Genomic DNA, 15573 nt, shown 5'->3' with positions numbered 1-15573 from the left:
GGCCGTCGGCGTCGGATCAGGCCGGCGCCGATCGCCGGCGCAGTCTTCCCGCGGGGCGCACCAGCAGCGACAGGGAGGCGGCCGAGACGACCACCGCGCCGAGCAGGGCCGGCACCAGGCTGCCGGAACCGAGCGCGCTGTGCGTGACGAAGGCGCCGAAGAGGGAGCCGGCGAGGCCGGTCGACTGCACCAGGAGGCGGGACGGCAGACGGTGGGCCAGGCGGTGGAACGCGGTCCAGCCGAGCAGCAGACCGATCAGCGCGGAGCCGAGCGCTTCCAAGAACATGACGGTTCCCTCCCACACGGTCGGCCGGTGCTGACGGTCGTAGCCCGTCATACCCCTGACCTGCGGAATGCAACCCTCTCCGTGAGCGGATTGTGCGCCGTCCGTGAAGAAACGCGAGGGGGCCCGGCGGTGGAAGGCCGCCGGGCCCCTCTCGTCGTCTCGCCGTCCGTGGCTACAGCGCGCCGAAGCCCACCTTGCGCGGGGCCGGCTCGCCGAGCTCGACGTATGCGAGACGGTCGGCCGGGACCAGCACCTTGCGGCCGTGCTCGTCCACGAGGGTCAGCAGCTGCGACTTGCCGGCCAGCGCCTCGGCCACCGCCCGCTCGACCTCCTCGGAGCTCTGACCGCTCTCCAGAACGATCTCGCGGGGCGCGTGCTGCACGCCGATCTTGACCTCCACGGCTATGTCCCTCCGACGGTCAGTGAAGTGCGCGACCTTCCGCGCCGTACCTGCACACATTAGCCCGGTGAGGGGACGAACACGCTGTGCCGAAGCTCGCCAGGAGCGAACAGCCCACGGCTCAGTGGTGCTGCTGCTCGTTGCCGTGCAGCGGGAAACCGGCGATGCCGCGCCAGGCCAGGGACGTCAGCAGCTGGACCGCCTGGTCGCGCGGGACGCTGCGGTCGCTGTGCAGCCAGGAGCGGGCCACCACCTGCGCGAGGCCGCCGAGGCCGGATGCCAGCAGCATCGATTCATCGCGCGAGAGGCCGGTGTCCTCCTCGATCACGTCGCAGATCGCCTCGGCGCACTCGTTGGTGACCTTGTCGACGCGCTCGCGCACCGCCGGCTCGTTCGTCAGGTCCGACTCGAAGACCAGCCGGAAGGCGCCGCCGTCGTCCTCGACGTACGCGAAGTAGGCGTCCATCGTGGCGCGCACGCGCTGCTTGTTGTCGGTCGTCGACGCCAGCGCGCTCCGTACGGACTGGATGAGTGCCTCGCAGTGCTGGTCCAGCAGTGCGAGGTAGAGGTCGAGCTTGCCCGGGAAGTGCTGGTAGAGCACCGGCTTGCTGACGCCGGCGCGCTCGGCGATGTCGTCCATGGCGGCGGCGTGGTAGCCCTGCGCCACGAAGACTTCCTGAGCGGCGCCCAGCAACTGGTTCCGTCGGGCACGGCGCGGCAGGCGCGTACCTCGCGGGCGTGCCGCCTCTGTCTGCTCGATGGCTGTCACGCCGCCTCCCAAAGTCGTCCACATGCGGTGTGCGCCGCGCCGTCATCGTACTTTTCGGTAACCGTGCTGTGCGCGGTGCGAACGCAGGATTTCACGGACTGGACGGTGACGAAAGCGGCGCAGAAGGTTTCAAACAGGTTCAGTCCGGGCATAATGCGGCTTCGTTCCTGGTCAGTGGCGGTCTCTCCCGTTCGACGTCTCGAACACGGATTCGCGCACCACCTTGTGCCTCACCGGTAGTCGTCCTCGTCGATGGAGACGACCCGCGCCTGTTCGATGAGATCTGCCTCGTTGGCGCGGTCCGGGTCCCCGCTGGGGGGCTCGTCGTGGTCCGGCGTGACGTCCGCCAGCTGCTCGGCGGCGTCGTTCTCCGGGGCCTCGACGTCGATCTCCGTGGCGTCGTCGCCCTCGAACGTCTCGGGATCGGTGGGGTCGAATGCCATGCTGGGCTCCCTTCGTGCGGAATGTCCCTGCGGGTGTCCCTGGCGGAAGCAGGGGCCGTGTACGGGTGCCCTCTGTACGAGCGTAGGAGACACCCGAAGCGGACGCTATGCGATCCGCGGCCCCGCGCGTGCGCGATCTGTGACAGCGAACACAGGAGTCGCTACGTGATCGTCTCGTAACATTGCCGCATGTCTTCGACCGAGCTGCCCTCCGTGCCGCCCGCCAACGTTCTACCCAGGGTGGCACCCGTCGGGTTCGAGGAGGGAGAGCGTCTGCGCTCGGTCGAGCTGCCCGGGACCACGCTGACGGTGCGCTCGCGCCCACCCGCGCGGGAGGGGCTGCCGCCCGCGCTGTACGTGCACGGCCTCGGTGGTTCCTCGCAGAACTGGTCGGCGCTGATGGCGCTGCTCGACGGTGTCGTCGACGGCGAGGCGCTCGACCTGCCGGGCTTCGGGGACTCCCCGCCACCGGACGACGGCAACTACTCCATCACCGGGCACACGCGTGCGGTGATCCGCTTCCTCGACGCCTCCGGTCGCGGACCCGTCCACCTGTTCGGCAACTCGCTGGGCGGCGCCGTCTCCACGCGTGTCGCGGCGCTGCGCCCCGACCTCGTGCGCACGCTCACCCTCGTCTCGCCCGCGCTGCCCGAACTCCGGGTGCAGCGCACCGCCGTGCCGACCGGGCTGCTCGCGGTGCCGGGCGTGGCCGCCCTGTTCACGCGGCTCACTCAGGAGTGGACGGCGGAGCAGCGGGTCCGCGGGGTCATGGCCCTGTGCTATGGCGACCCGGGGCAGGTGACGCCGGAGGGGTTCCGCAACGCGGTGCGGGAGATGGAGCGGCGGCTGCGACTGCCGTACTTCTGGGACGCGATGGCGCGCTCCGCGCGCGGGATCGTGGACGCGTACACGCTGGGCGGCCAGCACGGGCTGTGGCGCCAGGCCGAGCGGGTCCTCGCGCCCACGCTGCTGATCTACGGCGGCCGCGACCAGCTCGTCGGCTTCCGCATGGCCCAGCGGGCGGCCCGCGCCTTCCGCGACTCCCGCCTCCTCACCCTGCCGGACGCCGGCCATGTGGCCATGATGGAGTACCCGGATACGGTGGCGACCGCATTCCGGGAACTGCTGGTGGACACGGGGGAGTTGGAGGGCAGAGCTGTGACGCACACGGACGCGGCCGAACGAGCCGGTGGCGGGGCTTCCGACGTGGGTGCGGGGGGCTGAGGGGCGAGGTGGGACGCCACAGCCGCCGCGGGCCCGCACCCCGGGGCAACACCGCGGACACGACCGCAGCACGGGACGGCCGCGAGCCTCGGGGCGGCCGGGAGCCGCGGCAGGGCCGCGAACCCAGGGGCGGCCCGGGGGAGGCCTGGGACCGCACGGATCCCCGGGGTGGCCGCAGAGGCCGGCCGGGGCCGGGCACGGTGCCGGAGAGCATGCAGGAAACGGGCGGCTTGCCGCCGGAGCCGTGGTCCGGTTCCGGCCCGGTGCCCGGGGGGCCGGCCGGTCCGGGAGGTCCGGCGTACGGGACCTCTGCCCAGAGGGTGCCGCACTTCGAGGGCGGGACCCCCGCGCGGGGCGTCCCGCGGTCTCCGGACGACACTCCCGCGCGCGGGGGCGTGCGTCGGCCTGACGGGACGCCGGCTCAGGGCGTTCCGTGGTCGCCTGACGGGACGCCTGCGCACGGCCTGCCCGGGTTCGCCGATGGGACGCCCGCGCAGGGGGTACCGGGGTTCGCCGATGGGACGCCCGCGCAGGGGGTACCGGGGTTCGCCGATGGGACGCCCGCGTGGGATGTTCCGCGGGCCCCGGACGGCACTCCCGCGCGCGGTGCTCCGCGACGTGCTGACGGCACCCCGGCTCACGGAATCCCTCGCCTTCCTGACGACACCCCTGCTCGCGGTGTCCCCAGAGTCCGGGGTGGGCACCCCGAACAGCGGGAAGCCGGGGGCGGCTGGGGGGACTTGGGGGCCGGTGACGGCGGGGCGCAGGGGCCGACGGCCGCCGGGCCCGGGGTTTCGAGGGGCGCGGGCGCCTCCGCGGGGGCCCGCGTTCCCATTCCCCGGCAGCGGCAGGCGCCTCCCGCAGGGCCCCGGCAGGATTACCTGGACGCCTTCGGCGAGGACGATGTCTTCACGTCCCGGCCCCGCGGTGACGTGCCGTCCACGCATCCGGTCGTGGTTTCGCCCGTCCCGTCGGCCGGGCAGGGCGTCGAGGCCGTGCGACAGCCCGCCGGCGAGCCCGCACGCGGCACAGGCGCCAAGGGACGGACGTTCACCGGCATCGCGGCCGCCGCCGTCACCACCGTGCTCGCCGTCGTCGTCGCCGGACAGGTCGCCGACGACCGTTCCGGCGCCGACGTGCGGTCGCAGTCCGCCACCGACCGCGCGGACGGCGACGCCGCGGGCATCGTGGGCGCCGACGGCAAGCAGGCGGCACCGCCGCCGAACGCGTCGACGCTGACGTACGGCCAGAAGATGAGCGTGAGGTACGCGCTCAGCCCCACTCTCAAGGGCTCGGGCAGGTTCGAGGCGGTCCCGGGCTTCGCCAAGGCTCCGGGCAAGGGGCGCAAGTACACCTACCGCGTCGACGTGGAGCAGGGCCTCGGCCTCGACGGCGAACTCTTCGCCCAGGCCGTGCACAAGACGCTCAACGACGACCGCAGCTGGGCACACAACGGCGGCCGCACCTTCGAGCGCGTCTCCTCCGGCAAGCCCGACTTCGTGATCACGCTCGCCAGCCCCGGCACCACCGCCACCTGGTGCGCCAAGTCCGGCCTGGACACCACCGAGGACAACGTCTCGTGCGACTCGGCCGCCACCGAGCGTGTGATGATCAACGCCTACCGGTGGGCGCAGGGATCGAAGACCTACGGCGACAAGATGTACGCCTACCGGCAGATGCTGATCAACCACGAGATCGGCCACCGGCTCGGCTACGGACACGTCACCTGCGACAGGAACGACGCCCTGGCGCCCGTCATGCAGCAGCAGACCAAGTTCCTGGACCACGACGGAATCCACTGCCTGCCCAACCCCTGGCCATATCCAGGGAGTTGACCGCGACTCAGCGCGTGACTTTCCGTACCCGGACGATCTCCTAGCGCGACGGAACGCGCCCTGCACGGGAAAGTTACGCCCGTTCACCCCTTTTGGTGGCGCGATGGACAACCGTCCATCGCGCCACCCTCATGTCCGCATACGTTCGTCCCGCTGCGAGCCGCCGGTGCGACGGCGGCTCCCCACACGGAGTGAACGGGAGAGATCGGGGGTGCACGCGTGCGCATCGGACTGGTGACGGAGGGTGGCTATCCGTATGTGGGCGGTGACGCCGGACTCTGGTGCGAACGGCTCGTGCGCGGGCTCGGACAGCACGAGTTCGACCTTTACGCGCTCAGCCGCAGCCGCCGGCAGGAGGACGTGGGCTGGGTGCCGCTGCCGCCGCAGGTCAGCCGGGTCCGTACCGCACCTCTGTGGGCGGCCGAGGACGACGGCATCACGTACGGACGGCGCGCGCGCCGGCGCTTCGCCGAGTGCTACGGCGAGCTGGCGTCGGCCCTGGTCGCGGCGAGCGGCGGCGACCCCGGCGACCACGGCGAGGAGGTCGGCCGGGACCGTGCCGACGACGAGGCGGACCGTTTCGGCAGCGCGCTGTACGGGCTCGCCGAACTCGCCCGCGACGAGGGCGGCCTGGTGGGCGCGCTGCGCTCGGAAACCGCCGTACGCGCGCTGGAACGCGCCTGTCGTGCGCCCGGCGCGTCGCGTGCGGCGCACGAGGCCCGCGTCCCGGATCTGCTCGCGGCCGCCGGGCACCTGCGGCAGGCTCTGAGCCCTCTCGCGGTCGACTGGTACGAGGACGACGGCCTCGGCGCCGTCGACCTCTGCCACGCGGCGGCAGGCGGCGCGGCGGCCCTGTCCGGGCTGCTCGCCCGCCACTTCACCGGCGTCCCCCTACTGGTCACCGAGTACGGCGCACAGTTGCGCGCGCACTACCTCGCCACCGGCGCCGACGGGACGACCCCGGCCGTACGGGCCCTGCTCGCCGCGTTCCACGGCGGGGTCGCCGCCGAGGCGTACCGGCAGGCCGCCCTCGTCACCCACGGCAACGCGCACACCCGCCGCTGGCAGGAGCGCTGCGGTGCCGACCGCGCCAAACTGCGCACCGTCCACCCCGGCATGGACGCCGCCGGCTTCGCCGAGGCCGGAGAGTCGCCGGAGGCCGCCGACCCGTACACGCTGGTGTGGGTCGGCCGTATCGAGCCCACCAAGGACCTGGTGTCCCTGCTGCACGCCTTCGCTCAGGTGCGCAGGCAGGAACCGAAGGCGCGGCTGCGGATCGTGAGCACCGCGACCGGCTCCGACGGGGCGGCCTACCTGGGCCACTGCCGGGCGCTCGCCGCCCAGCTCTTCCCCGACGAGGCCGAGGGCCCGCACACCGTGGGCGACAACCCGGTGTCCTTCGAGGAGGTCGGCGGTCCGGAGGCACCGACGCTCGCCGAGGCGTATGCCTCGGGTGCCGTGATCGCCCTGTCGAGCGTCGTCGAGGGCTTCCCGACCGGTCTCGTCGAGGCGATGTTCTGCGGCCGTGCGACGGTCTCCACGGACGTCGGCGCGGTCGTGGAGGTCATCGGCGGCACCGGGCTCGTCGTACCCCCGCGCAACCCGCGGGCGCTCGCCGAGGCGTGCGTGACGCTGCTGCGCGACCCCGAGCGCCGTGCGCGCCTGGGCGCCGCCGCCCGCGCCCGCGCACTCGAACTGTTCACCGTCGAGCAGAACGTCGCGGCGTTTCACGGCATGTACCTCGAGGTCGTCTCGCACTGCCCGGTCCGGCGCGTCGTCCTCGGCGAGACCGGCGAACCCCTCCCGTTCGCCGCCCCGGCCGAGGCGCACGTACCCGGCAGCTGGACCGGGCCCCCCGCCCGCGTCGCGGCCCGCCGGGCCTCCGGCTCACCGGCGCCGTGCCCGGCCCCCTTGACCATCACGGAGGCCCCCGGATGAGCGGCCCGGGACAAAGCGACCACCCCGGCGCCACGGCCGTCCCCGCCCTCCCGGCCGGTGACCTCGACGAGCCGGCCCTCGCCCGGAGCCCGTCCGTGCCCTCCCGGCACGGCGCCGCCGACCCGGTCAAGACGCTGATGCACCGGCACCGCGAACTGTGCGAACGGGCCGTCGACCCCCTGGAGATCGCCGCCGGTCTGGAGGCACACGGCGTCACCGACCGCACCGCCGCCCGCTTCCGCCACCGCGACGTCTTCTCGCTCGCCGAGGAGATGTACGCCCGGATCTCCCGCGACACCGGGACACCTCCGCGCCACGAGGCCGCCGCCGTGCCCCCGATGGGCCTCGGCCCGGCCGGGCTCGGCCTGCTGCCCGGCGCCCTGTGCGCGGCCGCCGTGGCCGGGCTGCGGCTGACCGAGGGCCGGATGCGACTGGCCGTCGCCGCGCTCGGCGTCCTCGCCGTGGGGCTGGGCCTGCGCGCCGTGCTCCGCCACGGCCCGCTGAGCACCGGCAGACGGACACCGGCCGGCCCGCACACGCCCGGCACACGCGCGTGGACGTGCCTGCTGCTCGCCCACGCCCTCCTCGGCGACGGCCTGCTCGGCACAGCCGTCACCGGCGGCCCCGACGCACTGCCCGACGGAGCCGCCGCCGGGGCCTGGCCGCTGACCACCGCCCCCGTGCTGGCCCTCGTCCTCGCCGGCGCGCCGGCGGTCTGGACCGCCCACCTCTTCGCCGTCCACGCCCGGCGCAGGGTGACCACCAGCCGCGGCCTGGAGGAGTTCGCCGCGTCCGTACGGCCCCTGCTGCTCGGCACCTTCGGCCTGTTCCTGTGCGCCCTGGCCGCTCTCACCGCCGTGTGCGGGGCGGCCCTGGACGAGCCCGCCGGCTACGCGCAGGCCCTCACGCTGGGCGCGCTGCTGCTGCTCGCGCGCCTCCTCACCGTGCACGGCTTCACCCGGGCCCCGGCCGTCGCCCTCGGCGCCGCGGCCACGGCCGAGGTGACGGCACAGGCCAGTGTCTTCGCCGCCCGCCTTCCCGGCTGCCGTCTCCTCGCCACCCCGGTGGACACCCTCGTGGCCCTCTGGGGCCCGGGCGGCGTACAGGCCCTCGCCTGCGGAGCGGCGGCCCTGGCCCTGCTCGTGCACGCGAGCCGCACGCTGACCAGGGCCTCGGCCCATGCGCGAGCGGAGGAACAGCCATGACGGACCCATGGCCGGCCCCGCGCACGCACCTCCACACGGCCGGAGCCGCGGGCACGGCCCGCATCCCCCGGTCGGCCGCAGGCACCCGGCCCACCGCCGGAGCCCGTCGCACCATCCCTTTGAAGGAGAACACCAGATGATCACCGCCCGATCCGGAGCGTCCGGAGCATCCGGAGCCACCGGAGCGCACACCCCGGGAGCCGCCCGATGAGGGTTCTGCTGATCGGAGCCAACGGATACCTCGGCCGTTTCGTCGCCGACCGCCTGCTCGCCGACCCGGCCGTCCAGCTCACCGCGCTCGGCCGCGGCGACGACGCCGACGTCCGCTTCGACCTCGCGACCGGCAGCCCCGGCGCGCTCACCCGCTTCCTGGACGCGGTCCACCCCGGCGTCGTCGTCAACTGCGCGGGCGCCACCCGGGGCGGCGCCCGTGAACTCACCCGGCACAACACCGTCGCCGTCGCCACCGTCTGCGAGGCCCTGCGCCGCAGCGGCTGCGGCGCCCGGCTGGTGCAGATCGGCTGCAGCTCCGAGTACGGCCCCAGCCAGCCCGGCTCCTCCACGGCCGAGGACGCCGTGCCCCGCCCCGGCGGGCCGTACGGCGTCAGCAAGCTCGCCGCCACCGAACTGGTCCTCGGCTCCGGCCTGGACGCCGTCGTGCTCCGGGTCTTCTCGCCCGCCGGACCCGGCACCCCGGCGGGCTCCCCGCTCGGACGGCTCGCCGAGGCCATGCGCCGCGCCATGCAGTCCGGCGACAGCGACCTCAAGCTCGGCGGCCTCGGTGCCCAGCGCGACTTCGTCGACGTCCGCGACGTGGCCCGCGCCGTCCACGCCGCCTCCCTCTCCGCCGCCCAGGGCGTCATCAACATCGGCTCCGGCCGCGCCGTCCGGCTGCGCGACGCCGCGGCGATCCTCTCCCGCGTCGCCGGATACGGCGGCGCCCTCCACGAACTCGACGGCCCGCCCGGCGGCCACCTCAGGCCCACCATCGGACACCCCCGCACCGACCCGGACCACCCCGCCCCGGTCGCGTTCCCGTACCCCGACGGCTGCGGCAGCTGGCAGCAGGCCGACGTGCGCACCGCCCGCGACCGGCTCGGCTGGCGGCCCCGGATCAACCTCGAGGAATCCCTCGCCGACATCTGGATGGAGGCGGCATGCCGTATCTGACCAGCACGCCGGCGGGCACCTCGAGCACCGACGTACGCACCGGGTTCGGTGTCCCCGGCTGCGCACACCCCCTTCTCGCCCCGACCGAGTGGGGCGAGCTCACCCGCCCCGGTACGCCGCTGCACTGGGTCGTCCTCGACGTCGCCGACGGACCCGGCGTCCAGCCCGACCCGCACTGCCTGGACGCGGCCGGACGCCTGCGCAACGCGGGCGTCCGCGTCCTCGGCCACCTCGACGCCGCGCACGGCGCCCGGCCCTTCACCGAGCTGATCGCGGATGCGCGCCGGTACCTCGAGTGGTACCGGGCCGACGGCTTCCTCCTGGACCGCTGCCCGGCCGACCGGGCCGGACTGCCCGAGGTCCGCCGTACGGCCGGCGCGCTGCGGGCGCTGCGTGACGATGCCCACATCGTCCTCGGCCACGGCACCCACCCGCACCCGGGCTACGCCGAGAACGCCGACCAACTGGTGACCTTCCGCGGCCCGTGGAGCGACTACCGCTGGTCGCAGGTGGCGGAGTGGACCGCCGACTACCCGCCCGAGCGCTTCTGCCACTTGGTGCACGGCCTCCCGCGCGGCCACCTCGACGAGGCACTGCGCATCGCCCGCTGGCAAGGCGCGGCGACGATCTGGTTCACCGACCGCACGGACCGCGGCGGCCTCGCCGACCCCTGGGAGAACCTGCCCGGCTACTGGGACGAAATCGTCTCGCGCATCGGAACGGGTGTCTCGGAATGAAGAAGGGCGTGGCAGTGTTACGAGGAGAACAACCGTAGTGATTGACCGACCAACGGAGTCCCCGTGTCGCTGCCACCCCTGGTCGAGCCGGCTGACGAGCTCACCGTAGACGAGGTCCGCAGGTACTCCCGCCACCTGATCATTCCCGATGTCGGGATGGACGGGCAGAAGCGGCTGAAGAACGCCAAGGTGCTCTTTGTGGGCGCCGGTGGCCTGGGCTCGCCGGGGCTGATGTACCTGGCCGCGGCGGGCGTGGGCACGCTCGGCATCGTGGAGTTCGACGAGGTCGACGAGTCGAACCTGCAGCGCCAGGTCATCCACAGCCAGTCCGACATCGGCCGTCCCAAGGCCGAGTCCGCCCGGGACTCGATCAAGGGCATCAACCCGTACGTGAACGTGGTCCTTCACCAGGAGCGGCTCGAGGCCGAGAACGTGAAGGACATCTTCAGCCAGTACGACCTGATCATCGACGGCACGGACAACTTCGCGACCCGCTACCTGGTCAACGACGCGTGCGTGCTCCTCAACAAGCCGTATGTCTGGGGTTCGATCTACCGCTTCGACGGCCAGGCCTCCGTCTTCTGGTCCGAGCACGGCCCCTGCTACCGCTGCCTCTACCCGGAGCCCCCGCCCCCCGGCATGGTTCCCTCCTGCGCCGAGGGCGGCGTCCTGGGCGTGCTGTGCGCGTCCATCGGCTCCATCCAGGCCAACGAGGCCATCAAACTTCTCGCGGGCATCGGCGAGCCGCTGGTCGGCCGCCTGATGATCTACGACGCCCTGGAGATGCAGTACCGCCAGGTCAAGGTCCGCAAGGACCCCGACTGCGCGATCTGCGGCGAGAACCCCACCGTCACCGAACTCATCGACTACGAGGCCTTCTGCGGCGTCGTCTCCGAAGAGGCCCAGGCGGCGGCCGCCGACTCGACGATCACTCCCAAGCAGCTCAAGGAGTGGATCGACGACGGCGAGAACATCGAGATCATCGACGTCCGTGAGCCGAACGAGTTCGAGATCGTCTCCATCCCGGGCGCCCGGCTGATCCCGAAGAACGAGTTCCTCATGGGCTCCGCCCTGGAGAGCCTCCCGCAGGACAAGAAGATCGTCTTGAACTGCAAGACGGGTGTCCGCAGTGCGGAAGTCCTCGCCGTGCTGAAGTCCGCGGGCTTCGCGGACGCGGTGCACGTCGGCGGCGGCGTGATCGGCTGGGTCAACCAGATCGAGCCGGAGAAGCCGGTCTACTGATCACCGGTCCGGCTGACCAGCAAGACTGAAGAAGCCCACGGCTCTGACCAGTTCAGATGCCGTGGGCTTCGGTCGTTGTCGGTCGGCGTCGGGTGACCTCGGACGGCCCGGAGGCGGCTCAGCGCCGGTCCTGGTTGGAACCAGCGGACCGTGGGCCGACCTCTTGGCCGTGGCAAGCCGTCGGTGATCGTGAAGCAGAGTGTTTGCAGGGGAGCGGGGAAGGAGTCAGAGCGGGAGGGAGGACAGGAGACAACTGTGACCGTCCTCGCGATCTTTCTCCTCATCATCGGGGCGCTCCTGGTCCTGATCGGGGCATTTCTGGTCTTTATCGGGGCGTTTCTGATCGCCATCGGGGTTGTCTTGATCTTTATGGGGATGGCCCTGATCGCTGTGGCCGCGTTCTTGCTGATCCGGAAACTTCTCGGCCGTGGTCGAACGCGATCTCACTCCTGGTGAACCTGAGGATGGCCCTTCGGCACAGCCACTTCTCATCCGGAGTTTGAGTGATCACTGTCCGGCCTCGAACGACCTGGGTCGCTGAGGGCCTCGGGCAAGGACGACGGGGAGGTGCTCGACCCGGCCGAGGACACCGGCTCGGCCGCCTCCCGCCGCGAAGGCCGTACGGAGGGCAGGCCGCCCCTCGTCGCCGCAGGACTGCGCCGCCAGACCACCGTCCTGGAACTGCTCGCGGCCCACGCATGGGCGGACTGCGCCGCGCAGTGGACGCGTTCGCGGAGCGGCGGCGGGTCCTGCGGGCGGTGGTGCCGCGCCGGGCGCCCAAGCGCGTCTGAGGATCACGTTGCCCGGATACGGCAAGGACCAGTGACCTCCGGCTGCCGGTCGATCTCCTTGCCTGCTTGATCGCGGCGGGAGAAGACTGGTGGCCTTTCGGTGGGGAACGGCGGGAGGCGGGCGATGACCACGATGAGAATGGGCGCCGTCCGGGGGACGGACGGACGGACGGACCGCCGCCGCCCCGGCCGAGGGCCGGCCGGAACCTGCTGGTGGGCGCGGTGCTGATCGTTCTGTCCCTGGCCGCCGCACTGACCTCCCATTCAGTCTTCACCAGCTGGCTGCCCAGCGATCGCACCCAGTACCGGGAGTACAAGGCGGCCGAGGCGTGCCCCGCGCGCAGGGTGATACCGAGGGCGGAGGACTTCCTGCGGGAGGTCACCTTCACCGTCGAGGACACCTCGCTTGGCGCCAAGAGGACAACGGCGACCCTGCTCGGCCCGGAGCCCTTCCGGAGGATGGTCGTGCCATTCGGCGACCTGGGGCCGGTGCTGAGCGGGCTTCGGCGGGGAGACCGGGTCACCGGCACCGTGCGGCGCGGCGCCGTCGTGGTGGTTGCCGAGGGGGACGCCCGGCAGAATTCCAGCGACGCGCCTCGCGACGAGCCCCGGATGACAGCCGCCGTGGGCACGTTCGCGGGGCTGCTGGCGGCGTTGGCGCTGATCTTCGGTGCGATGTACCTGGCCAGGCCGCGCGACCCCGGACCCTTCACCTGGCGCCCGTACGGCAAGCGGCTGCTCATCGTCACGGGGGCCGCCTGCACCGTCGTGGGTCTGTCCACCGTGTGGACGGGCCTCCCGTGGTTGCTCGTGCCCACGGTCTGCGGGGTGGTCGTCGCAGGTACGGCCTGCTTCCTCCACCGAGACCTGCGACTCGGACGGGTCGGCCGGTAGAACGGGCATGACATTGCGAACGACGGACGTTCAGTCCGGCCTTCTTGTGTACTGCGAAAGTACCGCGCCGGGGTTGAACGGGATTGGCGGCAAAGCGCCCTCCTGGCTTGATCACCCAGGTGGAAGTACTGGCCCACCGCCCGGAAATCGCGGGATGGACTTCGAGGTCACGGTGGGCACCATGCGGCGCCAGGGGGTTCCGCAGTTGCAGATGAACAGGGGGGATGAGGGTGTCCAACCCTTCTCCGAAGGATGGCCGGTGACGGGCCGGCAGCAGCCGGCCGAGAAGAAGGGCGGTCGTTTCAAGTGGAGGTTCGGCGGCTTGCTCGCCGTCGTCGTGATCGTCGCCGCTGTCTCCGGCTGTGGGAGTGACGACAAGAGCGACAAGGCCGACTCGACTGCAAGCGCACCGGCTTCGCCGTCGGCGGAGGCGTCTCAGAAGGCGGCGCCTGCCGCCACGCGCAAGGCGGCTCCCGCTCCCACGCACGAGGCCGAGCCGACCACGGTGCTCGCCCTCACGGGTTCCGGCACCAAGAACACGAGCGCGTTCAAGGTCGGCGACAAGTGGACGCTGTCCTACGCATTCGACTGCACCAAGGCCATGGGTGCCGTCGACGGTAAGGGCAACTTCATTGTTTTCGACAAGAACGACAAGCTCGTCAACGAGATGGACAAGTCCGGCAAGGGCAGCACGCCGCAGCACACGTCGGGTACCCGTCAGCTTCAGATCATCAGTGAATGTGATTGGACCGTGAAGGTTGCTGGCTAGTACTCCAGCTGTCGCGATCCACAGTTGGAGTACTAATCGATCAACGCTCTGACCTGGCCCTATGAGGGCTGGGACTTCTCGCTTCGGTGGTCCGGGAGGACGATGGGCGCGGGGAGCCGGGTTGGGTCAGGAGGCCGTGAGGCAGGCGTACGTGAGAATCGATGTGCATCGCCGGCGGTCGCAGATCGCCGGCGATGGGTGAGGGCGGCCGGACGGCGGTGAACCGGAAGGTGCCCAGGCCCGCGGCCGCCGGGCAGACCCTAGGCACAGACTGTTCCGGTCGCGGGCAGCTTCCCGTCGAGCAGATAGCCGTTCACCGCGTTCTGGACGCACTTGTCCTTGCTGTTGTACGCGCCGTGTCCCTGCCCCTTCCAGGTGAGTTCGACGGCGACGCCCTTGCCCAGCGCGTCCGCCATCCTCCGCGCGCCCTGGTACGGGGTCGCCGGGTCGCCGGTGTTGCCCACGACGAGGATCGGCGCCGAGCCGGGCGCGCTCACGTCGGGGTGGTTGGCCGCGCCGGGCACCGCCCAGTTGGTGCAGCTGAGGGTTCCCCAGGCCAGGAAGTTGCCGAGCAGCGGGGAGGCGGCCCGGAACGCGGGCAGCGCCCGCTCCACGTCGGCGGGGGTGTACCGCTGCTTCTGGTCGGCGCAGTTGATGGCGGCGTTCGCGGCGGCGAGGTTGCTGTACCGGCCTTTCTCGTTGCGGCCGTTCATGGCGTCCGACAGCAGCATGAGGATCTGGCCGTTGCCGGCGTATGCCTGCCGCAGTCCCTCGGTGAGGGGAGCCCACAGGTCCTTGGAGTACAGGGCCTGGGCGATGCCGTTGGTCGCGGCCGACTGGGTCAGCCGGCGCGGGAAGATGCCGGGGATCGGGTTGCTGTCGAGTTTCCTGAGCAGGGCGGCGATGCGGTTCTCGACGTCCTGCACGCTGGTGCCGATCGGGCACTTGGCGCCCTTCGACACGCAGTCCTTCGCGAAGTTGTCCAGGGCCAACTGGAAGCCCTTGGCCTGGCCCAGTGAGATCTGCTCGGGGCTCTGCGTGGGGTCGATGACCGCGTCGAAGACGGCGCGGCCCACATGTGTGGGGAACAGATGGGCGTACACGCCCCCGAGCGCGGTGCCGTAGGAGATCCCGAAGTAGTACAGCTTGGAGTCACCGAGGACCTGGCGCATCAGGTCCATGTCGCGGGCCGCGTCGGTGGTGCGCACATGGGGAAGGATCTTCCCGGAGTTCTTCTCGCAGGCGGCGTTGAACTGCTTGGTGTTGTTCAGGAACGCGGCGCGCTCGGCGGGGGTGTCCGGGGTGGCGTCCTGCTGGAAGTACTGGTCGAGCTGTGCGTCGCTCTTGCACTTCACGCCCGCGCTGCGGCCGACCCCGCGCGGGTCGAAGCTCACCAGGTCGTAGCGGGTGGCGAGCTTGGTGTAGTCCTGGGCGATCGACGGCAGGACGTTGACGCCGGAGCCGCCCGGACCGCCGAAGTTGAAGATCAGCGAGCCGATCCGCCTGCCCGGCCCGGTCGCCTTCACCCGGATCAGCGCGATGTCGATCGTGTCGCCGTTGGGCTTGCTCCAGTCCAGCGGCGCCTTCATGGTGGCGCACTGCCACTTGCCGCCGTTCGGCAGCGGGGAGGGTGCCGCGCCGCCGCCCTCGGACGCGGACGGTGCCGGGCAGTCCTTCCAGTCCAGCTTCTGGGCGGTCATGTCCCCGCCCGTCGTACCCCCGCCCGCGGTGTCCGCGCCCGTCGAACCATTGCCGCAGCCTGCCACCAGGGAGGTCAGCAGGACGGTGGTCGCGGTCAGGGAGGCGGCGCACAGTCCGCGGGGGTTCTGCATGTCCTCATCCTCGCGCCGCCGGCAGGCTCGCGCGCGGG

At 72.0% G+C, this 15573-nt stretch carries 15 protein-coding genes; 10 read left to right on the top strand and 5 right to left on the bottom strand.

The annotated features are described in order from the left end of the window. Positions 1 to 16: 16 nt before the first annotated feature. The 4 genes from ACX25U_RS12265 to ACX25U_RS12250 form a co-directional block, all read right to left on the bottom strand. Positions 17 to 286, bottom strand: a complete 270-nt coding sequence (locus ACX25U_RS12265; protein ID WP_454391464.1) for a hypothetical protein — start codon at positions 284 to 286, stop codon at positions 17 to 19. A 172-nt stretch (positions 287 to 458) separates the two neighbouring features. Further along, positions 459 to 686 (bottom strand): DUF3107 domain-containing protein, encoded by a 228-nt coding sequence (locus tag ACX25U_RS12260; RefSeq protein WP_454391462.1) that lies wholly within the window; start codon positions 684 to 686, stop codon positions 459 to 461. A gap of 121 nt (positions 687 to 807) precedes the next feature. Continuing rightward, a complete protein-coding gene (locus ACX25U_RS12255) occupies positions 808 to 1455 on the bottom strand; it encodes a TetR/AcrR family transcriptional regulator (RefSeq protein WP_454391460.1) in 648 nt (215 codons plus the stop codon). 230 nt (positions 1456 to 1685) lie between these two features. Then, complete coding sequence (locus ACX25U_RS12250; protein ID WP_454391456.1) at positions 1686 to 1898, bottom strand: hypothetical protein; 213 nt, start codon at positions 1896 to 1898, stop codon at positions 1686 to 1688. Between the two features lie 189 nt (positions 1899 to 2087). Here ACX25U_RS12250 and ACX25U_RS12245 point away from each other — a divergent pair, with 189 nt between their 5' ends. The 10 genes from ACX25U_RS12245 (at position 2088) to ACX25U_RS12200 (ending at position 13703) form a co-directional block, all read left to right on the top strand. Beyond that, positions 2088 to 3122 (top strand): alpha/beta fold hydrolase, encoded by a 1035-nt coding sequence (locus ACX25U_RS12245; RefSeq protein WP_454391454.1) that lies wholly within the window; start codon positions 2088 to 2090, stop codon positions 3120 to 3122. Positions 3123 to 3334: 212 nt separating this feature from the next. Then, on the top strand, positions 3335 to 4957 hold the full coding sequence (locus ACX25U_RS12240) for a DUF3152 domain-containing protein (RefSeq protein ID WP_454391452.1): 1623 nt from the start codon (positions 3335 to 3337) through the stop codon (positions 4955 to 4957). A 219-nt stretch (positions 4958 to 5176) separates the two neighbouring features. Then, positions 5177 to 6895, top strand: coding sequence for a DUF3492 domain-containing protein (locus tag ACX25U_RS12235; RefSeq protein WP_454391450.1), 1719 nt, complete (start codon positions 5177 to 5179; stop codon positions 6893 to 6895). Next, a complete protein-coding gene (locus ACX25U_RS12230) occupies positions 6892 to 8100 on the top strand; it encodes a hypothetical protein (RefSeq protein WP_454391448.1) in 1209 nt (402 codons plus the stop codon). The genes ACX25U_RS12235 and ACX25U_RS12230 overlap by 4 nt, the downstream gene beginning before the upstream one ends. A 207-nt stretch (positions 8101 to 8307) precedes the next feature. Beyond that, positions 8308 to 9270, top strand: coding sequence for an NAD-dependent epimerase/dehydratase family protein (locus ACX25U_RS12225; RefSeq protein ID WP_454391446.1), 963 nt, complete (start codon positions 8308 to 8310; stop codon positions 9268 to 9270). Then, positions 9258 to 10007 (top strand): spherulation-specific family 4 protein, encoded by a 750-nt coding sequence (locus ACX25U_RS12220; protein ID WP_454391444.1) that lies wholly within the window; start codon positions 9258 to 9260, stop codon positions 10005 to 10007. Before ACX25U_RS12225 ends, ACX25U_RS12220 begins: the two co-directional genes overlap by 13 nt. A 63-nt stretch (positions 10008 to 10070) precedes the next feature. Further along, complete coding sequence (gene moeZ / locus ACX25U_RS12215) at positions 10071 to 11249, top strand: adenylyltransferase/sulfurtransferase MoeZ (protein ID WP_454391442.1); 1179 nt, start codon at positions 10071 to 10073, stop codon at positions 11247 to 11249. 255 nt (positions 11250 to 11504) lie between these two features. Continuing rightward, entirely contained in the window at positions 11505 to 11705 is a 201-nt protein-coding gene (locus ACX25U_RS12210; RefSeq protein ID WP_454391440.1) for a hypothetical protein, read from the top strand. 557 nt (positions 11706 to 12262) lie between these two features. Beyond that, positions 12263 to 12934 (top strand): hypothetical protein, encoded by a 672-nt coding sequence (locus ACX25U_RS12205; protein WP_454391438.1) that lies wholly within the window; start codon positions 12263 to 12265, stop codon positions 12932 to 12934. 154 nt (positions 12935 to 13088) lie between these two features. After that, complete coding sequence (locus ACX25U_RS12200) at positions 13089 to 13703, top strand: hypothetical protein (protein ID WP_454391436.1); 615 nt, start codon at positions 13089 to 13091, stop codon at positions 13701 to 13703. A 260-nt stretch (positions 13704 to 13963) separates the two neighbouring features. Here the strand turns inward: ACX25U_RS12200 and ACX25U_RS12195 are convergent, their stop codons facing one another. Beyond that, on the bottom strand, positions 13964 to 15535 hold the full coding sequence (locus tag ACX25U_RS12195; RefSeq protein ID WP_454391434.1) for an alpha/beta hydrolase: 1572 nt from the start codon (positions 15533 to 15535) through the stop codon (positions 13964 to 13966). Positions 15536 to 15573: the final 38 nt, after the last annotated feature.

This window comes from Streptomyces sp. JNUCC 63, from assembly GCF_054366325.1.
Note: the sequence above shows the minus strand (reverse complement) of the source record. Positions and strands in the feature narration are given on the sequence as shown.